A 20,518-nucleotide genomic window follows, 5' to 3' on the forward strand; every position below is an offset into this window, starting at 1 on the left:
TTAAGAAAAAGCGCCGCCAATTTACGAAGACGCGTCCGCTGCACTCGGCTCAGCCTTACAAGGACTTCATGTCGGACCAGGCTGGCTGTATATCCTTCCAGCCGGCAGCACTTTAATGTATAATTTTGCATTCATTCAGCCGCCATAGCGACGGCGATGGTTACCACGATTATTGGTACACGCAAATAAAGAATACCACTAATTATATCAATGTACTAGTTTCCTGGATATTTTCAAGATCAGCCGCTGAAATCAACACATCCCTTGGTTTGCTGCCGCGCCCTTCAGAAATGAAGCCATGCTGCTCCATCATGTCGATTAGCCTCGCTGCCCGGTTGTAGCCAATCTTGAACCGGCGCTGCACGCTGGATGTGGAAGCAGCCCCATGGTCAATGACAAATTCGCATGCCTCGTAGAAGAGATCATCCTCTTCTTCATTTACTTGTGCCTTTTTCAGCAATTCATCCTGCTCAAATAAGTATTCAGGCTTGCGTTGTTTTCGCACAAACGCAACTACATCATCAATTTCACTGTCTGTCACAAATGTGCCCTGCAGGCGCACCGCCTTGGAGGATCCATTTTCAAGGAACAGCATGTCCCCTCGGCCAAGCAGTTTCTCAGCCCCACTGATGTCAATGATCGTTCTTGAATCAACCTGGGATGACACAGAAAAGGCAATCCTTGTCGGAATATTAGCCTTGATCAGTCCGGTAATGACATCGACAGACGGACGCTGAGTGGCAATCAGCAAATGGATGCCGCACGCCCTTGCCTTCTGGGCGATCCGGCAGATTGCTTCCTCAACATCGGCTGGTGCCATCATCATTAAATCGGCAAGCTCATCAATCACGATAACAATGTAAGGCAGTTTATCCGCATAACGTTTATGCTGGATGGCCAGTTCGTTAAACCTGGAGATATCCCTGACCCCTGTGTGGGCAAATAGTTCATAGCGCCGCTCCATTTCTTCTACTGCCCATTTCAGGGAGGCCGTCGCCGCTTTCACATCGGTAATGACAGGGCTCACCAGGTGGGGTATATGGTTATATGGCGCGAGTTCAACCATTTTCGGATCAATCAGAAGCAGTTTTACATCATCAGGATTGGCTTTATAAAGTAAACTCACCAGCATTGTATTAATACAGACACTTTTTCCCGAACCTGTCGCACCAGCTATCAGGCCGTGCGGCATCTTTTTCAGGTCGGTTACGATCGGCGTCCCTGAAATATCGAGGCCAAGGGCAACTGACAACGGAGATTTATCGTGCCGGAAACTCCCTGTCTGTAGAATTTCACTCAACAATACTGGCCTGCCCGACTGGTTTGGGACCTCGATCCCGATTGTATGCTTTCCGGGAATCGGTGCTTCGATACGGATATCACGGGCGGCTAGGCTTAGTTTTATGTCATCTAAAAGGTTAGTTATTTTATTGACCTTGACACCCGGTTCCGGCTGCACTTCAAAACGGGTGACGGACGGTCCCTGGGTTACGTTGACAACCCTCGCTCCTACATTAAAATTCTTCAATGTCTCGTTTAGCAGCTGTTCCTGCTGAAACAGCCACTGGGGATCCGCTTCCTTGTACACGGGTGGATTCAATAGGTTAAGAGAAGGGAATCCATAGTTTCCAGTGACTGTCATGCTCCCGGCTTGGGCAGAAGTCTGCCCAGTTAACTGGGGTTTGTCTTGCCTGGCGGTATCTGCAGCCTTATTTGGAGGGTTCTCCTGCTTACCGGGTCCCTCCATCCCTGGCCGGTTCCGTACAGTCTCTCTGGCTTCATGGTTTCTCAATTGAGAAATGGAGCTCTGTTTTTCTTCCCACTTCCGTTTGTCTTGCTTAAGCATTAGTACATTGAACGGAACATGCCTTTTTGTATTTTCCCGTTCCGGTGTTAATGGTTCTGATTTTTCCACCGGTTCCGTTGGTTGGCCTGGATCTGCCAGCTGTTCCAGTCCTGATTGTTGAACTGGTTCCGGCTGCTGTTCCAGGTCTGGTATTGAAGGTACATTTTGTTGCAATGACACTTCATGTTCAGGCTCCTTTTCCCGATCTGGTTGCAGCTTAGGTTCTCGTTTCGGATCGAACACCGGTTCAGCTTGGAAAGGTGAATTCAGTGCCTCGGCCGGTTCCTGTTCTCGGCCTGCTTCTGGCACAGTGTCCAACAGTGGATTCACCACCGCTTCCGGTTCCTGTTCTCGGCCTTCTTCCGGCACAGTCTCCAACAGTTGATTCACTACTTCCCTTTCCTGTTCGCGGCCTGCTCCTGGCATAGTCTCCGACAATGGATTTACTACCGCTTCCGGTTCCTGTTCTCGGTCTGCTTCCGATTGCAGCATCTGTTCCTGTTTTTTCGGGCTGGAAATCGAGGTTGCGTATGTAAAGCCCGTTAATTCATATTCAATCTCATTAATATTTTTTGGCCTGTTAAAAGCAAAAACCGGTGATGGAATTTCAGTCGGCCGAAAAGGCTGCCGATATTTTTGTTCTTTCTTCGGTACTTTAACCTGTTTTGGTTTCGCAGGCATCTGGATTGCTGTATTCTCTGCAGTGTTATCAGCAGCTTCGGCTTTCCGTGTTCTCCCTTTTGGAACCAGCGTGGATGGCATTGCCTCTTCATCGGGAATCAGCGGAAAACGGAAATTCCCTTTTGGGTATTGGTATAAAACCCTGGCTTCAACCTCTTTTCTAGGCTCAGCCTGCTTTCTGCGGGGCGGATGGGAATTATTTATGTCCTTATTACCAATGTTCTGATCATCTTCATTTTCAAATATCCCTAAAAGTTTTTTAAACCAACTCAATTAAAATCACTCTTTCTGTTTCTTATCATTACTATTTTAACAGTTATTCAGCTTTTTTCGAGATTATTTGAAAGAATGAGTCGAATTATGGGGAAAAGAAGTGATTCCGGCGCAGGACCATAGTCCCCATTCATGAAAACATGCCCCAGCCAGAACCTAAAAAAAGACCCGAAAAATTCGAGTCCCCGTCGATGTGTTTGTTTCAAAATTTTTACCTGCGATTTTTACCAAGGATAAAAATAGGTTCAAGCTGACCTTTCTCATATAAAAACGATAATGCTGTAATTGGCACTCGGCCGGAGGCAAAGAAACTCATTGCCATTTGTGCAAGCACGTCATATCCGGTGTTGTTCCTGATGTCGGCTATGATCAGGACATCCTGATGTGGTACTGCAAGTGCCATTGTCCCTTCTATCCTTTTTTTCACGTCATTCAAAAACGCTTCGTTTAAAATCCTGCTGGCATCGTAGCCATCATTGGAATTCATGAAGTAAAATACATTCCCGGCCACATGGTCTTCTTTTAATGAAGTTTGCAATGATCGGACATTAAACAATGCCGTTTCCCGTACCTGGCTTTCGGTCCAGCCTTCCTTCTGCAGCAAATTCATGTCGATAAGCCGGTATGTCTTGCCCATGTCCAAAGCGTAATAAATCCTGGTTTCTGCCGTATGGTCATCAAAAAAGAACGGCACACCTTCTTCAGCTTCGTCCGGGAAGGAAGTTGACCGTATGACAGGATATATATTGCGCTCGTGGCCCGAAAACCGGACTTGCCCTTCCATTGCCTGCAGGCCTTCGGTGACGTAATAAACGACTTCATCAATCGCCTTGTCTTTCTGCTCCTGCCATTTTGCAATGATTCCGGGCAATGAAATAGTGATTCCACGTCCATTATTTGTATTTTCAATCCGGAGCGTGTCTTTTTCACGGTCGAATGTAATAGAGCGGCTTGGATCCTTTAACCGCCTTTCAAGTTCTCTTCTCATTTTGTTGCTGTCCATATGATCCCTCGTATTATCAGGTTTTTATATAGTGTATAATAAAATACCCTCCACCTCAACGCAGATGGAGGGAAGGCAATTAGCTTAACCCTGTAATAAAGTTTTCTATCTCTTCCTGTGTTTTACGGTCTTTACTTACGAAACGGCCAAGTTCCTTTCCGTTTTCGTACGCAATAAAACTCGGAATCCCAAATACGTCCAGTTGGGCACATAGATCGATAAACTGATCACGGTCCACGTACACGAACGTAAACTCCTTGAACTTATTTTCTATTTCAGGCAAAACAGGTTCAATCACCCTGCAATCAGGGCACCAGTCCGCCGAAAACAAAAAGATGTGTTTCCCTGAATTTTTTAAATCTTCAAATTGGCTCATTGCTTCTAGATTTTTCATGTGACTATATCCTCCACTTCGTGATTCCCATGAGTTGATAGTAACAAGCATATCTTGTTACGTCCAATAATATGCAAACAGCAGGGTACCTTTTTTCCAATTGAAAAATGCTCAAAAAAAAAGCATCCCGGAAAGATGCTTTGATCATTTTTTGAATTTCACAGATTTGGCAATTTCCATCATGGCAGCGGCATCGGACTGCAGGCTTTTTGTTTCGGTTGTTAATTTTACGCCGCCAATCCCAACGACAAGCTCATATGCGTCATTATCAGCTTTTTTCATGAGCATGTAGCCAAATTTGCCATCGTTTTTATAGGTATCTTCAAAATCCCATTCAGGCCTTTGTTTCACAGTTGATTGGTACACTACCTCACTGTCCTTTTGCTCGTGCTGATTGTAAAAAAGTATATATGTTTTTTTACCGTTCTTTAAAATGATATTGTTTGGGGATTCTTTTTCTACTTCAACACCAAACGGCAAATAGTAATCTATATCTTTATAACTATTATTAGCATCTTTTGGTTTGCTCTTGAACGCAGCTTGTACTGCATCTGAAGCTGACTTCTGTTTCTCTTCGCCCGAGTCCGAGCAGGCTGCGAGCACAAGTACTGCAATAATCAGCAGCAAGCTTTTCCGAAACTGTTTTATCATACTTTTTTCCTCCTTTCGAAAGGAACAACTTCATACTTTTATATCATACCGTGCAAGTTTCATAGGTGACAAGACTTGCCCGTATTTTTTTCTCGTAATTTGGATATTTTTTGCACAGTGCCAGCTTGCTTACCCTAGTTACTTGTTTATCTTGTTAAAGATCGATAAAATCTTTCACCTGTTTTAATAATTATATATGAAAAGTTTTGGGTATTAGAGATGGTTATTATTTCCGTTTCTGAAGATTTTCTTTGAAAGTGAATATGCAAATTAATCCTCTATCAATCCACGGTCGATTCTATGAATACTCCGCAATTTATTCCCCAACATTAACAAAAACTTCACTCTTTTACGATTACTTCAGCGAAATTATTTTATAAAATGGACTTGAAGTTTAATAAAAATAAGAAAGGAATGGACGTATGCTTAAAAAACCACGATCTGAGCCTGCTGAAATTAAGATTCTTACATACTTAAACACAAGAATGGAATTACCTGAAAATGACAAACAGAACTATTTATTTCTTAAAAAAGGCTATGAGGGTGAGGTACTCTTTGATTCATTGACAGAGAAACTTCAATGTGAATGTTTTATTATAAACGATTTACTTCTGGAAATGAACAACACCATGTTTCAAATCGACTCTCTGATAGTTTCCCAAAATACTATATATTTGTTCGAGATAAAAAATTATGAAGGTGATTTTTATTATGAACGAGATAGGCTATACACAAAAACGCAATCCGAAATTAAGAATCCATTGCTACAGTTGAAACGAAGCGAATCTCTTCTACGCCAGTTGCTCCAAAAACTTGGATTTCCTTTCCCCATTGAGGCATGGGTTGTTTTTATCAACCCAGAGTTTACCTTATACCAAGCACCCCTCAACGAGCCAATTATTTTTCCGAGCCAGCTTAATCGCTTTATGAAAAAAGTAAATACGACACAGTCAAAACTAAATGGGCAACATTGGAAAATAGCTGAAAAACTAACCTCGCTGCATATTGAAGAATCACCATATAATCGGCTACCAGCTTATGAATATAATCAACTGCGTAAAGGGATAACTTGTAAAGTGTGCCATTCATTTTTTGTTTCTGTACGGAGCAAAAAATGCGTTTGTGATGTTTGCGAGCACGAAGAAGCAGTGGACTGTGCAGTATTGCGAAGTGTGGAGGAGTGTAAGCTTCTTTTTCCAGGTAGTAATATTACAACCAACCTGATTCACGAGTGGTGTAAAGTGATTGAAACTAAAAAGAAAATAAACCGAATCCTGCATTCACACCTTAAGATTGAAGGGGTACGTCAATGGGCCTATTTCAAGTGAATGAGACATTTGCATCTTATTGTTTATAGGATTAATTCTGCTGACAGAGGGGAATAATCTTTAAGAACCAATATGATGGACAGTTCTGCGTCTTTCTTCAAGGATTTTGTCCATCATACCATCATGATGGATAGTTCTGCGTCCTCCTTCAAGGATTTTGTCCATCATGATGGATAGTTCTGCGTCCTCCTTCAAGGATTTTGTCCATCATGATGGACAGTTCTGCGTCCTCCTTCAAGGATTTTGTCCATCATGATGGACAGTTCTGCGTCCTCCTTCAAGGATTTTGTCCATCATAAACATCATGATGGACAGTTTTCCGTCTTCCTTCAAGGATTTTGTCCATCATAACCATCATGATGGACAGTTCTGCGTCTTCCTTCAAGGATTTTGTCCATCATAACCATCATGATGGACAGTTCTGCGTCCTCCTTCAAGGATTTTGTCCATCATAACCATCATGATGGACAGTTCTCCGTCTTCCTTCAAGGATTTTGTCCATCATAACCATCATGATGGACAGTTCTGCGTCTTCCTTCAAGGATTTTGTCCATCATAACCATCATGATGGACAATTTTGGCCGCTCCCCTTCGGATTTTGTCCATCAGACGGACAAAATCAAATTATAAAGTAAGAAAACGGGACAGCAACCTATAAGGCTGCCCCGTTTTTCAGTTTAACCTGATATTCATATTGTCCCACAAGCAGTTTCATTACGTGGGTAAACATTTCAGCCCTGTTGACGGCTCCGTTTGTGAAAATTCCGACTGCCCCTTCGTTTTTGCGGACATTCTGTTTTTTTGCATAGTCATCCATCACAGGGCCCAGCTCTTCCCCATTCAAGAGACGGTCAGATACCTCTTTTGGAAGGAGAATCCTGGCGCCGCCTGCGATGATTGGCTCCATCCCTCGGGCGGCGAGCGCCCCCCAGTTGCACAGGAACAGGCCGCTTTCTGTTTGGTGGACACCGCCTTCAAGCCCAATGCCAATTTGGGCGTCCAGCAAGCCCGCAGCGCCAAAGGCACGATTCACGGCTCCTTTTATTGTTTCTTCATCAGAAAAAGGCTGTGCGCTGACCCCGGATGGTGCATCAACGGGAACTACTTTACATTGATAAGTCTTAAACGCTGATTCTGCTGCTAAAATTTTTGCAGGGTTGTTCGATCCAATGGCGATTAGCATTTTTTCCTCCTGGCTTCCTGAAATTCGAATAGAAAAAAGAGGCAGTTGACGTCTGCCCCCCTAAAGTCCACAAGCTATGGCAGAACATGTTTCAACTGTTCTGGCGGATTGACTCGACAGTAGACTTGTCGCATGAAGTGACGAGCTTAATCAGCAATTCTTTTGCTGCAGCATAATCATCTACATGGATCATTGATGCATGCGTATGGATATAACGGGAACAAATTCCAATGACTGCACTTGGCACTCCTTCATTGGAAGTATGGACCCGGCCTGCATCTGTCCCTCCCTGTGAAACGAAATACTGATAAGGAATGCCATGTTTTTCAGCAGTGTCGAGCACGAATTCCCTCATGCCCCGGTGTGTCACCATTGAGCGGTCAAGGATCCTTAACAGCGCTCCTTCTCCGACCTGGCCGAACTCGTTTTTGTCGCCTGACATATCATTCGCCGGACTGGCATCAAGAGCAAAGAAAATATCCGGTTTAATTAAATTTGCTGCTGTTTGCGCTCCCCTCAATCCGACCTCCTCCTGTACGGTCGCCCCGGAATAGAGGGTGTTAGGAAGCTTTTGATCCTTTGTTTCCTTCAGCAATTCAATCGCCAGCCCGCATCCATAGCGGTTGTCCCATGCCTTTGCAAGGATTTTTTTGCTGTTAGCCATCGGGGTGAACGGGCAGATTGGCACGATCTGCTGGCCCGGTTTAATGCCAATCTTTTTCGCATCAGCCCTGTCATCCGCGCCGATATCAATTAACATATTTGTAATTTCCATAGGCTTCTTCCGCTTTGCCTCATCCAGCAGATGGGGCGGAATTGAACCAATTACCCCTGTCACAGGTCCATTGTCGGTAATGATCTGTACCCGCTGGGCTAGCAGCACCTGGCTCCACCAGCCGCCCAATGGCTGGAACCGGACCATCCCGTTTTCAGTGATGGAAGTTACCATAAACCCGACTTCGTCCATGTGGCCGGCTACCATGATTGTCGGCCCGTTCGGATCGCCTTTTTTCACTCCAAATATACTGCCCAGCTTATCCTGGATCACTTCATCCGAATACCGGCCCAGTTGTTCGCGCATAAACTGCCGGACCTGATGCTCATTGCCTGGGGCACCCGGCAGCTCTGTTAAAGTTTCAAATAGCTGTAACGTCTCATTGTTCATGAATAAACTCCTTTAAAAAATATTTAGGGATACAAAACATATGTAAGTATATTCTGTATTTTACAGAACTTTCAATTGTCTTTCCACTGTTTAAAAGGATAAAAGCCTAAAAAACCCGGCTGCGCCTATATCTTTAATATGCTCAAAAAATCTGCTATGATGGAAGAAAATTCAACCGGGACAAAGTACCAGGAGGTGCTCTTTTGATGAACTGGAAAACATTTTTATTGGGTTTTGGTGCCGGACTGCTCGGTGCCTATGCGGTTAAGGAGTTATCTGCCCGCAGCGAAACCGTATCATCTGAAGAAGTTCTTAAACATGTCAAAGCTGTTTTTAAAAAGGAAGGGCCTATAAGCGGATCGTGGATTAACATGAACATAGAGCCCCATATAAAACACCCTATTGAATATCAAGTGTACAGGGGAGGAATCTCCCGGAACATCGACGGAGTGTACGAGCAATTTGAATTTATCGCCGATGCGAAAACCGGGACCATACTTGATACATATCCCCTTACATAGTATGCAAACAAAAGACGTGCAACCCTCCAGTCCCGGTTGCACGTCTTTTTTTAAAAGGATGATTCTTTAGGGGTACGGAATTGCACTTCAGACCGGTAGATCCGGTTTCCTTTCGAGGAAAACTTTTCTTCGTATTCAGTCATGATATTTCCTTCAAAATTGCTGTTGTGCAGGTCCAGGCTGACAAACTTCAGCAATAGGCCATATTCTGAAAAGCTCTTCAGCGAAAACTCGAACAAATCCTGGTTGTCAGTTTTAAAATGGATTTCCCCGTTATCAACGAGGATTTGTTCGTACAATTCGAGAAAGCTTTTATATGTCAGGCGCCTTTTTTCGTGACGGGTTTTTGGCCATGGATCAGAGAAATTCAGATATATCCGGTCTACATCCCCGTCTGCAAAATATTTCGGTAACTCGGCGCCGTTTATATTTAACAGCTTGCAGTTTGGAATTTCTGCTTCAATCAGCCGGTCCAATGCCGACACAATGACACTTTCCTGCATTTCAATCCCCAGGTAATTGATTTCCGGATTTGCTTTTGCCATTTCTGTAATGAACCGGCCTTTGCCCGTGCCAATTTCAATATGCAATGGCTTCCCTTTTTCAAATGCTGCATGCCATTGTCCACGGAATCTTTCTGGATCGGCGATGACATATTGGGAGTATTGCTGTAATTTTTCCTTTGCCCAAGGTTTATTTCTTAATCGCATGCTGCCACCTCTAAATTTTCATGTCGTTCAAACAATATCATGCAAAATATTTATTTTCAAGCGGGACCAAATATCTTATCTGATGAATAAACAAAAAAAGGAATCCACAACCTAATGTGAATTCCTTTTTCATGAAAGGGTGATGAAAATGCCTATTAGCCAACATGACCAGTTTACTTTACTGAAAGATATATTGCAAAACCAGCAAACGGATTGCTGCGGCTCTGTAGCTGAGTGCGAACAGCTGGAAAGGCTGGTGAAGTCATTAATGGTGAATGCCAGTATTGACAACAACGTCAAAACGATCCTTATGGAGATTTACGATTACAGCCAGCACGGGGCACAGTCCCCGGATCTGGAACAGCATATCCAAAGAAATCAGGGTCGGCTGTCTGGCTGGGTAAACAGCATCGACCAATTTTAATCACCGGTTTACTCTGGCTGTATCAGCAGCACCGAGCAATTCTAACCACCGGTTTACTCTGGCTGTATGCAGCACCGAGCAATTCTAACGACCGGTTTACTCTGGCTGTATCAGTAACACCGAGCAATTCTAACCGCTGGCTGGATAAACAGAGTTAATTATTCGTAACCACAGGTTATCTCGCCGGATAAACCACCGGCTATCTGCCAGCTAATTTTTAATATTCAATGGCCTCGAGGAATTGCAGCCATTTTTCCATCTCGGAAAGTCGGTTTTGACTTTTATGCCATTGGATCGAGGCGAGCGCCTGTGCGGCGACATACCACTTCATCCGGAGCTTCAGATCATATGTCAGGCTGAGTCCATATCTTTCCAGCCACTCTGCCCATTGGTCCACCGGGATGTACGAATATAAGAGAAGCCCGATATCAATCGCCGGATCGGCAATCATCGCGCCATCCCAGTCAATCAAATACAACTGGTTGTCTTCGGAAAGCAGCCAGTTGTTATGGTTGACATCACAGTGGCAAACCACTTCATCTTTGCAGTTGATATTGCCAACCTCGGCAGATAAAAAGCCTTTTGCTTGTTTTACTTGAGGCAGAGCCAGTAACTCTTCATCAAGTTCACTGTCCATCATGCCAAGGAGCGTTTCAGGTTGGAGCGGATTTTTGCCAAGTCTTTTAAGCATTCCCAGCAGCGGCTTAGAATAATGGATTTTCTTCAACAGCCTGGCTACCCTGTCATCATTCATCTCGCTTGGCTTCAGTTCCCGTCCGTTTAACCATTGCTGAGCTGTGATGACATCTCCGGTTTCCAGCCTTTTTGTCCAGACAAGCTTGGGGACTATTCCCTCTGCAGACAGAACAGCAAGAAAAGGGGAGGAATTCCTTTTTAAAAACAACCTCTGTTCTTCATGCTGCGCAAAAAAGGCTGCCCCTGTCGCACCGCCGGCAGGAATAATCTCCCACTCCCGTCCAAATAAATGTTCCATCGTTGTTCACCTTATTTCTTCCTTCAATCCACGCATCCGAGCAGGATGCGACTTCAATTATTATTAAGTCTCTAAATATCTATATCATTTGCAATGTGCTGTAATAAAAAAGACGGCTATTGATTCGATTGTCTCACAATAGCCATCTTTATAAATTTTATCTCCAATAGGCTTTTTTCGTCAAGCCTCGACAAGCAATTAACACTGTTTTCTTGTAGGAAATGTGCAGACGCCCTCGCAAAGTCATATTACACCCACGAAAACCGAGCATGGGTCCATCATCGCCGTTTCCCCACGCAATTCCCCGATTGGTGTTGCTGAAGCCAGCCGGTCGTTCACGAGAATATTCCACATGCCATTTTCAGGGAGTACTATTTCCTGGACAGATAAAGTCGGGTTAAAAAAGACGGCTATCGTGTCCCATTTTCCGAACTCTTTTACATTGGAAAGGCAATACCCAATCACCGGCGTCTGGGCAGCCAGAAATATCATATGTTGCTTAATTTGGGCTGCTTCCCTAAGCCTGAAAGCCTGGTGGGATTGGCGCAGGGAAATGAGTCCCCTGATGTATTCAACTGTTTCAAGATGCTGATCCCGTAAATCCCAGTCCAGCCAGTTTATCTCATCAGGCGACCGGTAGCTGTTCCCAATGCCTTTCTTGGTCCTGAAGAACTCCTGCCCGCTATGGAGAAAAGGGATGCCCTGGGCCAGCAGCACCAATGAAGTGGCCAGCCTATGGCGTTTTTGATTAAGCTGCTCCCCGGCCTCCTGGTCGCAAACAGAAATTTTATCCCATAAGGTATGATTATCATGTGACTCTACATAATTGACAGACTGCCCAGGTTCCAGGAACAAGCCGCGCTTTCTTGCGCCGATGCCGATGCTCGCCGCCAGCACTTGCTTTGCGGCATCGACAAAGCGCTCATTACCAAATATATAGCCCTTGTCGTAAAGGTTGAATGTGCTTCCTTTGATCGTATCCCGAAACCAATCGTTAAATTGGCCGATCCGCGGAAGCTTTTCCTGATTCCCGATATTGGCTTTCATTCCGGCGGGTATAGGTGTATTCAAATCCCAGCCCTCGCCGATAATAAGGGCGGCAGGATCAATTTGGTCAACTGCCTTCCTGATTTCCTGCAATGTTATAACGTCGATGATCCCCATCAGGTCAAACCTGAAACCATCAACATGGTATTCCTTCATCCAATAGATGACAGAGTCGATGATGAATTTCCTTGCCATTAGCCTTTCAGATGCAAAATCATTGCCAACACCTGTGCCATTGGAGGGGAGCCCGTGTGAATCATGCCTGAAGTAGTAACCTGGCACGAGTTTTTCAAATGCAGAGGTTTCCCTGATATAGACATGGTTATAGACCGCATCCATGATCACTCTCATACCCGCCTCATGAACCGCACCTATCAATTTCTTCAGTTCAATGATCCGGGTATATGGGTTTTCGGGATCGGAGCTGTAGCTGCCGTCCGGCACATTGAAATGGATTGGATTATAGCCCCAATTATATGTTTGTAACCGGTTCAGTTCGTCGACACCCTCAAAATCATTAAACGGGAGAAATTCTATATGGGTAATCCCAAGTTTTTTTACGTACGATAAGCATGTGGGTTCACCATGCCTGCTGACAGTACACCGTTCCGCCGCTCCTGAATAAGTTCCTTTATGCTGCACGCCGCTGCATGGATGAATCGTGAAATCGCGTATATGTGTTTCATATATGACTGCGTCAACATGGTGTTCAAGCGGAGGGAGTCCAGGCTTCTCCGTTTTCGTGTGCTCCAGGTCGATAATGGCCCCATATTTTCCATTAACAGTTACGGCCCGGGCATAAGGATCCACTGCTTCCCGCCACTCCAAATTAATGCAGACAAGATACGTATAGCGGTACATTTCAAGGTTCCGTTCCACTTCAATTGTCCAGACACCATTTTCAAGCCTTGTCATTGGAACATGCTCCGATTCCCCGCTATCAGGGGAAATCAAGTTGATCTTTACATTTGTGGCTGTCGGCGCCCACAATTTAAAAACCGTTTTTTCAGGGGAAAAGGCTGCACCGAGATCATTCCCGCCGTAGTAAAAAAATTGGTCAAATTCAGGGGTCCGGATCACGGCACCTATCTGCAGGTCTGTTTTCCCGCCATGTTCATCAAAAACATGGTACTGCCGCCCGATTTCCAGATTGAGCCCGATGTCACAAATATATTTCACCGAATCTTGCAGATTTATCTTTTCCCTGATTGCTACAGGAGCATTCAGATTTTCCCCAGTCAGGAAAAAAACCGAAGAAGAACCTTGATGATAATTATATGGCAGCAAAATCGTGATGACTTGCATTTCATCAAGATAGGCGTAAAATTGCCGCTCTATGGCAATCATTTCACTTCATCTCCTCGGCCCGCTCTTCTTTGAACTCCCGGCCCGCCAAAATACTTAGAGCATGTCTGCAAACACGGATTTTCAATGGTGTATTTCCTATGATCTCGCCATCAGCATGGACCAACAGCGGACTGCTGGAGGAAATGGCAACAGATTCGCCGGCAAATTTTTTGACTTCCTTAAAACGAGTGTGGCCACCCCAGAAAACACTCATAAAGACGATCAGCAGCTTCCATCTCGATAGATTGTGGACTACGGTTACGTTCAACAAACCATCGACAGGCGAAGCATCCGGGGCGATTTTCATTCCACCGCCATAGTATACCTGGTTGGATACCGTCACAAACCATGTATCATTGAAATGGTGTTTCTTGCCGTCTACCAATATTTCAATCGGCGTGCATTTATATGTTAACAGCTTATTTATCAAAATGTAGACATATACCAGCCTGCCAAGGGAAATCCGGTTAAATACCGGTTTCATCACTGATTCATTGGCTTTCTTTGAAACAACCGCATCAAAGCCGGCCCCCATATTGTTGACAAAATAGGTTTCCTTGCTGTCGCCACCGGAAATTTCGCCGAGATCGATCGACAAAGACTGGCGTTTTTTGTCTTCCAGCAATAAAGACAGAGCTAGGAGAGGCTGTTTTGGAATCGAAAAACCTCTGCAAAAATCATTTCCAGAACCGCCCGGTATGCAGGCGATGTCGACTTTGGGATAATTGGCTGCTCCATTCACGACTTCATGGGCCGTCCCGTCACCGCCGACAGCTGCAATGATGATTTTTTGCCCGCCCGCTTTTTTGGCCAGTGATTCAGATAATTCCTTTGCGTGGCCAGGATATTCCGAAAAAAAAGCGAGGTAAGGAACTTGTTCCTGCTGCAGCTTTGTCTCTAAAGTTTTCCACAGTTTCAGGCAGTGGCCGTTTTTTGCTTTAGGGTTTACGATAAAATATATATTCTCCATAAGACCAACCTTATATATTAATCTTCGTTAACATTCTCGCCGGCATTGCTCCACTCGACCCGTTTAAAGCGGGTGGTCTGGCAATAATCAAGCAGTGCCTGCGCTCCCTTTAATTGTGCAGCTTTTAGCGGTGACTTGAGCCCTCTCATTGACTGGAACCACTCTTCATAATTGCGCTTTTCAATCAGTTGGATGTCGTAAGGTGGTGATGGAAAGTCCACATAACCATTCCTGCAAATAACAGCTTTATTGATCGGAAGTTCCACCTCATGCAGCTTAAACAGTGTGCTGATGATTTTCTCTGTACGGTTTAGGCCAAGCACCGGGTTCAATACTTTTACACTTTGGCCCCCAGGGTTTCGCTTCTCCCAGAAGCGCCCCTTTGATGCTGCAAACACATCGTTCTCCCTGGCGTCGATAAAATGGATGCACCACGCCCCGGTCGGAGTCATAACGATTGTTTCTCCCTCCACAGGCGCCTTTTTTAATAAAAAAATAGGCTTATATAATATGAGAAACGTGTCCGGAAAACGCTGCAGAAGAAACTTCAATCGTTCATCATGATAAAATGCCCGGTCTACATAAGACTGTTCTGTCAGGGTTGAGCTGGCCCATTTTATTTGAAAAGGCAAAATAGAATCGAGAAAATGTTGTTTTAACAGCTCGGTTGACCGGATGCTGTAAGGGACAGCAACGCTGTCACCGATATTGAAGTCATCCTTTTCTTCCCCTGAAAAATCAGGCTCAAACCCCATTTCTTCCACATCATTCTGTTTTCTGGCAAAAAGATTGCCAAATCTTTTAAATGCTGTCTGTTTTATTTCGCCAGTCATTTCCGGAACCTCGGCATGTACTGGCGTGGAAGGGCCCTTCTCCCAATTTTCCTTGAGTCCCTCCCATTGTTTTTTCTTCAGCCGTACAAATCTTGAAGGATAATGGTAAATATCCTGCTCATAGCGGGATACATAATCCTGAAGTTTAATTAACTGTCCCATCTGTTTTCCTTTCCCTTAATGAATGCCGGTCTTTTAGAAAACCTTAATCACCAGCAAGCGTAAATGTAGATATTGCTTCATACTTTGGAGATTTCCCTATATTTGTCTTGTACAAAACTACTTCGTGAGCAATAAATGTCAGTGGCTCTTCCCCAAAGGGATTGGATTCATCAAGTGCCGCAGAGGAGAAAGCAGAATCAGCCACCCACGTTCTAGCCAAAGTAATATGTGGTTTAAATGGCCTTGTTTCAAGTTGAAAACCCGCTTTCAAACAGGCTGAATACACATTATCCCTTATCTCGTGCAATTTCGGTTCGTTTTGAACTCCGGCCCAGAAAATCCTTGGTGAATCATTTTTTCCGAATGTCCCAAGCTTTTGGATCGCCAATGGAAACGGGTGGAACTTTTTTATTCCGGGTAGCAGTAAATCCTTTGATATGTTCAGTTTTACTTCAGGAGCGGCACCAAGGAACGCCAATGTAATATGAAAATCCATTGGATGTGTCCATTTTTTAAAGGGGAACTCTTTTTGAAGCGAAATGCATTTCTTATTTAAATCAGCTTTTTCGTTCTCTGGAATGGCCAATGCATAAAAAAAATGAGTGTGTTGCTGCATTCGTAAAATGACACCCTTTCATTACAGCCATCTTTTTTTAATTGTATCAAAACTATGTATATTTGGGCAGTTGATACTTTGCCGTAAGCAAAAAGTTATCTTGCCTTTGTATCATGGACGTAAGACTATAAAGATATACAATAGGAGCTGGCCTTTAATTTTAGACCAGCTCCCAATCATCGTGAATGCGCTATTAATATTTTTACTGCAGGTTACCGCATTGAACCAGTATTCGTTTAGAAAAGAAATCCTGTAGCTTTCTTGTCAAAGGGCCTGGCGTATTGTTCCCGACAGGTACTCCTTCTACTTCTATGATGGGCATGACTTCTACAGTTGTTCCGGTTGAAAATACCTCATCCGCGGCCATCAGTTCTTCTACAGTAAAAGGCCTTTCTTCATATGGTATGCTTTCGCATCGGCAAATATCAAGCAGGGTCTGCCTCGAAATTCCGTTTAAAATGAAATTGTCAGCCGGATGTGTGACAATCCTGCCATTTTGCACGATTGAAATGTTCGAATGGCTGCCTTCGGTCACCGTACCATCCCTGTGAAGTATCGCTTCAAAGCAGCCGGCATCAGCCGCTTTTTGCTTGGAAAGCAAATTGCCAAGCAGATTCAGGCTCTTGATGTCACAACGGAGCCAGCGAATATCCTCATCAAGTATAGTCCGGATTCCTGTTCTCATTAATTCCTCAGGCCTGCCAACTTTCCGTGTGTATGCAACATACGTGGGAATTACATTGGCCCCGGGAAACACATGGTTCCGGGGTGAGGTCCCCCTCGTAAATTGCATATATACCGTTCCGGTCACTAAATCATTCTTTTGGATAAGCTCTTCCAGCTGCCGGGTCAGTTCTCCGACAGTATAAGGAATTTTAATGCGGATTTTATCCGCACTATCGGCAAGCCGGTTTAAGTGTTCCCGGCCAGTGAACATCTTCCCGTTATAAACCCTGATCACTTCATAGACACCATCACCAAATTGGTAGCCCCTGTCTTCAATATCAACCTTGGCTGTTGTCCGCTCCATTATATTGCCATTCACAATGACGTACTCCATTCCTGCTTTCACTCCCCTGAATACTTAGCGTGCCAGTTCATAGATGGCCTGTGCGTATATCGACGCTGCCCTTAGTAGGTCTTCTATTATGATATATTCATCTTTCTGGTGTGCGATGTCCGGACGGCCCGGAAAAAGCGCGCCAAATGCCACTCCCGATTTTAAAGAACGGGCGTATGTCCCTCCACCAATGGACAGCAACTTAGCTGATTCACCTGTTTGTTCCCCATAAACCCGCTTAAGCGTTTGAATAAGAAAATCATTTTCCTCCACATGATGCGGACGGGAATTTGAAAAATTATCTATGGCAAAGCCCTGTTTAAAGACGGCCTGTTCCAGTACCAACTTCGTCTTATCAAAGTCCGTCGTTACCGGGTAGCGCATATTCAGGCCGAGGCGTCCTCCAGTTTCCTGTGAATAGGACAATTTTCCAACATTGACCGTCAAATCCCCTGTTATTTCATCGGAATAGGCGATTCCGAGCTCTCTTCCACGCGAGTCCCCGTTAAAATATTTAGCGGCAAAATCGAAATAACCTTTTGCTTTGTTATCAATATGTAGCTGCGCCAGAAAGCCGGAAAGAAGCAACCCTGCGTTTTTTCCTTTGTCCGGCTCCATTCCGTGGGCTGAAATGCCCTCAAGCTCAAGGACAAGCTTGCCATTGTCGACGTGGCAACCACCTGCAACGCCATGCTGTTTTTTATAGTCTTCAAAACGCTGCAGGACTTCGGTCTGGGTCTCATGGACAATTAAGCACGCCCTTGCAAAATCAGGAACCATGTTATACCGTCTTCCTGAAGAGAATTCCAGGATTTGCACTTCTGCTTCATTATCTTCTTTCTTTTCCGGTTTTAGCACAAGGTCAAAGTCTGCTATTCCCTTTTCTGCGTAAATGATTGGAAAATCCGCATCCGGCGCGAAGCCCATTGCCGGCATTTCCTCATGCTTGAAGTAGTGTTCTACACAGCGCCAATTGCTTTCCTCATCCGTACCGATGATCATGCGGACACGCTTATTTAAAGGCAGTCCCAGCTCTTTTACAATTTTCATGGCATAGTACGCAGCCATTGTTGGACCCTTATCATCAATTGCACCCCTGGCAAAAATCTTCCCATCCCGGATCTCGGCACCGTATGGATCGCTTGTCCATCCGTCTCCTTCCGGCACCACATCCACATGGCAAAGAATGCCAACGATGTCATCTCCTTGCCCAAACTCCAGATGCCCTGCCAGGTTCCCGACGTTTTTCGCAGTAAATCCGTCCTCTTCTCCCAGTTTAAGCATGAAATTCAGCGCTTCCTTTACTCCTGCGCCAAGCGGAGCATCTGCTGACGTGTTCTCTTCATCAAGAACGCTTTTTATATGCAGCAGTTTCTGTGTATCTTTAATTAAATCATCTTTCCGTTTTTTGACTTCCTCCGTCCAATTGATTGACACCACATTCATTCCTCCTGCGTATGAGATAGTTTGCTAATCGTTATTTGCTTATTATACAACATTTGCTTCACTTTCCATTTCCAACTGATAAAACGCCAGAAATATTCTGCACTGCCTCAATTCACAGACGATTTTTTAAACATCTATTTTCGTGTTCCATATAAATTTTAGCAATATATACCCTTACATCAAATTTTTTAAATTTTCTCACGTTTTTTCATATTCTGCATGTCCTACTCCATAATGTAGAGTAATACATATACCGGAAGGAGTGATTACAACCTGAAAAAAGTCGTAAATAATTTGTAAATTTAGTTAATTAACTAGAATTTTGTTTTAATTAGGGGTACAATAGTCCACAAGGTAAGACTTCAGAGTACTGCGAAAAGGATAGCAAAGGGGTTGTCTGGAAAGAAGAAAACTACATAAGTTGAAGTTAACTTCAATGAATTGTCGGTTGCAGGAATATGACAAGGGTTTAAATAAAGGATAGGGAGTGTTTGTTTGAAACCTTCAACTAACCGGATGATAAACCGAATCAAATCCGTCTACATGTTTATCAGTAAAAAAGGAACTGTTACTACTCAAGACCTTGTAGAGGAATTTGGCATCACTCCTCGCACCATCCAGAGAGATCTGAATGTCCTGGCTTATAACGACTTAGTACAAAGTCCAAGCCGCGGGAAATGGACCACAACACAAAAGAAAGTAAAGATATCTTCATAGAACCCACGAAATACACAAGAAGCCGCCTGTCTGACAGGCGGCTTTCCGTTATGCTTCATATTGTTTTATCAATTCAATCTCTTCATCCGTCAACTCACGATATTCTCCAAGCTCAAGGGATTCGTCCAGCCTGAGCGGTCCCATGGAAATCCGCTGTAAATACACGACCTTTTTTCCAACCGCCTGAAACATCCGTTTAACCTGATGAAACTTGCCCTCGGTGATTGTCAGCTCAACGTCTGACCGTAAGCCGGCTTTTAATATCCTGAGCTCACCTGGTTTTGTGTGGTACTCGTCATCAAGCGTAACGCCCTGATTAAATGCCTCCACATCCGCCTCTGTCACCTCGCCGTCAATTACCGCGAAATAGGTTTTCGGAACATGTTTTTTCGGTGACAGCAGCCTGTGTGCCAACTGACCGTCATTAGTGATCAACAGAAGGCCCTCAGTGTCTTTGTCAAGCCGGCCAACAGGAAAAGGTTCAAATACCAGGTCCTCCATTTCCAGCAGGTCAATCACAGTTTCATCCCTGTTATCTTCGGTTGCAGAAACGACACCACCAGGTTTGTTCATCATCAAATAAATATATTCTTTATATTCAATTTCCTCGCCGTTCACTGATATGGAATCGGTTTGCGGATCAATATGCTGTTTCGGGTCTTTGATGAGACTATCATTTACTTTAACACAGCCATCCTTTAGCAGCTTTTTTACCTCTTTCCTGCTTCCAAAACCAAGGTTGGCCAGAACTTTATCAATCCGCATAAAAACTCCCCCTCTTAAAAAAACGCAATTACACGCTGGGCATCCGCCCATTCACTTTTACCTTTCTCACATAGACTAAAATCATACCTTCCCCAAAAAAAAGGAGTTGTAGCACATGTACTTTCACCCGCAAGGCCAGGGACAGAATTTCCGGACGCAAGGATTACCAGGAGGCGGCGGATTCCCTGGTGGTGGCTTCCCGGGAGGATTTCCAGGAGGCGGCAATGTAGACCGGAGACTCGATCGGCTTGAACGTGAAGTCACACGGCTGAATAACCAGGTCGAAAGGCTGGACCGCCGTGTTGACCGGATTGAACGCAGGCTCGGAATTCGGACGGACGATTACGAATATTAAAAAAAGAACCGGTCTTCGCCCATGCGA

Annotated in this window: 20 protein-coding genes; 5 read left to right on the plus strand and 15 right to left on the minus strand. The window is 44.4% G+C overall.

Going from position 1 to position 20,518, the window contains the following annotated elements:
- Window positions 1-202: 202 nt before the first annotated feature.
- The 4 genes from CVD19_RS06160 to CVD19_RS06175 all read right to left on the minus strand — a co-directional run bounded on the left by CVD19_RS06160 (window position 203) and on the right by CVD19_RS06175 (window position 4,848).
- Window positions 203-2,800, minus strand: coding sequence for a DNA translocase FtsK (locus tag CVD19_RS06160; protein ID WP_257985047.1), 2,598 nt, complete (start codon window positions 2,798-2,800; stop codon window positions 203-205).
- Between the two features lie 211 nt (window positions 2,801-3,011).
- Window positions 3,012-3,803 (minus strand): DUF1444 domain-containing protein, encoded by a 792-nt coding sequence (locus CVD19_RS06165; RefSeq protein ID WP_101580981.1) that lies wholly within the window; start codon window positions 3,801-3,803, stop codon window positions 3,012-3,014.
- 79 nt (window positions 3,804-3,882) lie between these two features.
- On the minus strand, window positions 3,883-4,248 hold the full coding sequence (locus CVD19_RS06170) for a thioredoxin family protein (protein WP_101580982.1): 366 nt from the start codon (window positions 4,246-4,248) through the stop codon (window positions 3,883-3,885).
- 93 nt (window positions 4,249-4,341) lie between these two features.
- Window positions 4,342-4,848 carry a hypothetical protein gene (locus CVD19_RS06175; RefSeq protein WP_101580983.1) on the minus strand — a complete coding sequence of 169 codons (507 nt, stop codon included), beginning with the start codon at window positions 4,846-4,848 and terminating at the stop codon, window positions 4,342-4,344.
- 422 nt (window positions 4,849-5,270) lie between these two features.
- Here CVD19_RS06175 and CVD19_RS06180 point away from each other — a divergent pair, with 422 nt between their 5' ends.
- Entirely contained in the window at window positions 5,271-6,176 is a 906-nt protein-coding gene (locus CVD19_RS06180) for a nuclease-related domain-containing protein (RefSeq protein ID WP_101580984.1), read from the plus strand.
- A 652-nt stretch (window positions 6,177-6,828) separates the two neighbouring features.
- Here the strand turns inward: CVD19_RS06180 and CVD19_RS06185 are convergent.
- On the minus strand, window positions 6,829-7,359 hold the full coding sequence (locus CVD19_RS06185) for a DUF84 family protein (RefSeq protein WP_101580985.1): 531 nt from the start codon (window positions 7,357-7,359) through the stop codon (window positions 6,829-6,831).
- Window positions 7,360-7,450: 91 nt separating this feature from the next.
- Window positions 7,451-8,524, minus strand: coding sequence for a M42 family metallopeptidase (locus CVD19_RS06190; protein ID WP_101580986.1), 1,074 nt, complete (start codon window positions 8,522-8,524; stop codon window positions 7,451-7,453).
- A gap of 206 nt (window positions 8,525-8,730) precedes the next feature.
- Between CVD19_RS06190 and CVD19_RS06195 the strand changes: the two genes are divergently transcribed.
- Entirely contained in the window at window positions 8,731-9,045 is a 315-nt protein-coding gene (locus CVD19_RS06195; protein WP_101580987.1) for a hypothetical protein, read from the plus strand.
- Between the two features lie 50 nt (window positions 9,046-9,095).
- Here the strand turns inward: CVD19_RS06195 and trmB are convergent, their stop codons facing one another.
- A complete protein-coding gene (gene trmB, locus CVD19_RS06200; protein ID WP_101580988.1) occupies window positions 9,096-9,755 on the minus strand; it encodes a tRNA (guanosine(46)-N7)-methyltransferase TrmB in 660 nt (219 codons plus the stop codon).
- Window positions 9,756-9,903: 148 nt separating this feature from the next.
- On the opposite strand from trmB, the gene CVD19_RS06205 reads away from it, so the two are divergent.
- Entirely contained in the window at window positions 9,904-10,179 is a 276-nt protein-coding gene (locus CVD19_RS06205) for a YtzH-like family protein (protein ID WP_101580989.1), read from the plus strand.
- A gap of 217 nt (window positions 10,180-10,396) precedes the next feature.
- Here CVD19_RS06205 and CVD19_RS06210 read toward each other — a convergent pair whose 3' ends face one another.
- From CVD19_RS06210 to pepV, 7 genes are all read right to left on the minus strand, one after another.
- The gene (locus tag CVD19_RS06210) at window positions 10,397-11,173 is read right to left on the minus strand and encodes a phosphotransferase family protein (RefSeq protein ID WP_101580990.1); all 777 of its coding nucleotides are present in this window, start codon (window positions 11,171-11,173) and stop codon (window positions 10,397-10,399) included.
- A gap of 243 nt (window positions 11,174-11,416) precedes the next feature.
- Complete coding sequence (pulA, locus tag CVD19_RS06215; protein WP_101580991.1) at window positions 11,417-13,567, minus strand: type I pullulanase; 2,151 nt, start codon at window positions 13,565-13,567, stop codon at window positions 11,417-11,419.
- A gap of 1 nt (window position 13,568) precedes the next feature.
- Entirely contained in the window at window positions 13,569-14,537 is a 969-nt protein-coding gene (locus CVD19_RS06220) for a diacylglycerol/lipid kinase family protein (RefSeq protein ID WP_101580992.1), read from the minus strand.
- Between the two features lie 17 nt (window positions 14,538-14,554).
- The gene (locus CVD19_RS06225) at window positions 14,555-15,532 is read right to left on the minus strand and encodes a hypothetical protein (protein ID WP_101580993.1); all 978 of its coding nucleotides are present in this window, start codon (window positions 15,530-15,532) and stop codon (window positions 14,555-14,557) included.
- 43 nt (window positions 15,533-15,575) lie between these two features.
- Complete coding sequence (thpR, locus tag CVD19_RS06230; protein ID WP_101580994.1) at window positions 15,576-16,148, minus strand: RNA 2',3'-cyclic phosphodiesterase; 573 nt, start codon at window positions 16,146-16,148, stop codon at window positions 15,576-15,578.
- Between the two features lie 202 nt (window positions 16,149-16,350).
- Window positions 16,351-17,208: a D-amino-acid transaminase gene (dat, locus tag CVD19_RS06235; RefSeq protein WP_101580995.1), complete on the minus strand. Its 858-nt coding sequence runs from the start codon at window positions 17,206-17,208 to the stop codon at window positions 16,351-16,353.
- 24 nt (window positions 17,209-17,232) lie between these two features.
- Window positions 17,233-18,654: a dipeptidase PepV gene (pepV, locus tag CVD19_RS06240; protein ID WP_101580996.1), complete on the minus strand. Its 1,422-nt coding sequence runs from the start codon at window positions 18,652-18,654 to the stop codon at window positions 17,233-17,235.
- A 495-nt stretch (window positions 18,655-19,149) separates the two neighbouring features.
- On the opposite strand from pepV, the gene CVD19_RS06245 reads away from it, so the two are divergent.
- Window positions 19,150-19,371, plus strand: coding sequence for a DeoR family transcriptional regulator (locus CVD19_RS06245; RefSeq protein WP_101580997.1), 222 nt, complete (start codon window positions 19,150-19,152; stop codon window positions 19,369-19,371).
- A 48-nt stretch (window positions 19,372-19,419) separates the two neighbouring features.
- Here CVD19_RS06245 and CVD19_RS06250 read toward each other — a convergent pair whose 3' ends face one another.
- Window positions 19,420-20,136, minus strand: coding sequence for a pseudouridine synthase (locus tag CVD19_RS06250; protein ID WP_101580998.1), 717 nt, complete (start codon window positions 20,134-20,136; stop codon window positions 19,420-19,422).
- Between the two features lie 115 nt (window positions 20,137-20,251).
- Here CVD19_RS06250 and CVD19_RS06255 point away from each other — a divergent pair, with 115 nt between their 5' ends.
- Entirely contained in the window at window positions 20,252-20,491 is a 240-nt protein-coding gene (locus tag CVD19_RS06255; RefSeq protein ID WP_101580999.1) for a hypothetical protein, read from the plus strand.
- Window positions 20,492-20,518: the final 27 nt, after the last annotated feature.

This window comes from Bacillus sp. T33-2, assembly GCF_002860205.1.
Classification (GTDB): domain Bacteria; phylum Bacillota; class Bacilli; order Bacillales; family Cytobacillaceae; genus T33-2.

Coding starts and splice junctions, on each gene's coding strand:
- CVD19_RS06195 (WP_101580987.1), top strand. CDS start 8,731: ATGAACTGGAAAACATTTTTATTGGGTTTTGGTGCCGGACTGCTCGGT.
- thpR (WP_101580994.1), bottom strand. CDS start 16,148: ATGCAGCAACACACTCATTTTTTTTATGCATTGGCCATTCCAGAGAAC.
- CVD19_RS06225 (WP_101580993.1), bottom strand. CDS start 15,532: ATGGGACAGTTAATTAAACTTCAGGATTATGTATCCCGCTATGAGCAG.
- CVD19_RS06165 (WP_101580981.1), bottom strand. CDS start 3,803: ATGGACAGCAACAAAATGAGAAGAGAACTTGAAAGGCGGTTAAAGGAT.
- CVD19_RS06205 (WP_101580989.1), top strand. CDS start 9,904: ATGCCTATTAGCCAACATGACCAGTTTACTTTACTGAAAGATATATTG.
- CVD19_RS06190 (WP_101580986.1), bottom strand. CDS start 8,524: ATGAACAATGAGACGTTACAGCTATTTGAAACTTTAACAGAGCTGCCG.
- dat (WP_101580995.1), bottom strand. CDS start 17,208: ATGGAGTACGTCATTGTGAATGGCAATATAATGGAGCGGACAACAGCC.
- CVD19_RS06180 (WP_101580984.1), top strand. CDS start 5,271: ATGCTTAAAAAACCACGATCTGAGCCTGCTGAAATTAAGATTCTTACA.
- pulA (WP_101580991.1), bottom strand. CDS start 13,567: ATGATTGCCATAGAGCGGCAATTTTACGCCTATCTTGATGAAATGCAA.
- CVD19_RS06255 (WP_101580999.1), top strand. CDS start 20,252: ATGTACTTTCACCCGCAAGGCCAGGGACAGAATTTCCGGACGCAAGGA.
- pepV (WP_101580996.1), bottom strand. CDS start 18,654: ATGAATGTGGTGTCAATCAATTGGACGGAGGAAGTCAAAAAACGGAAA.
- CVD19_RS06170 (WP_101580982.1), bottom strand. CDS start 4,248: ATGCTTGTTACTATCAACTCATGGGAATCACGAAGTGGAGGATATAGT.
- trmB (WP_101580988.1), bottom strand. CDS start 9,755: ATGCGATTAAGAAATAAACCTTGGGCAAAGGAAAAATTACAGCAATAC.
- CVD19_RS06185 (WP_101580985.1), bottom strand. CDS start 7,359: ATGCTAATCGCCATTGGATCGAACAACCCTGCAAAAATTTTAGCAGCA.
- CVD19_RS06175 (WP_101580983.1), bottom strand. CDS start 4,848: ATGATAAAACAGTTTCGGAAAAGCTTGCTGCTGATTATTGCAGTACTT.
- CVD19_RS06250 (WP_101580998.1), bottom strand. CDS start 20,136: ATGCGGATTGATAAAGTTCTGGCCAACCTTGGTTTTGGAAGCAGGAAA.
- CVD19_RS06220 (WP_101580992.1), bottom strand. CDS start 14,537: ATGGAGAATATATATTTTATCGTAAACCCTAAAGCAAAAAACGGCCAC.
- CVD19_RS06210 (WP_101580990.1), bottom strand. CDS start 11,173: ATGGAACATTTATTTGGACGGGAGTGGGAGATTATTCCTGCCGGCGGT.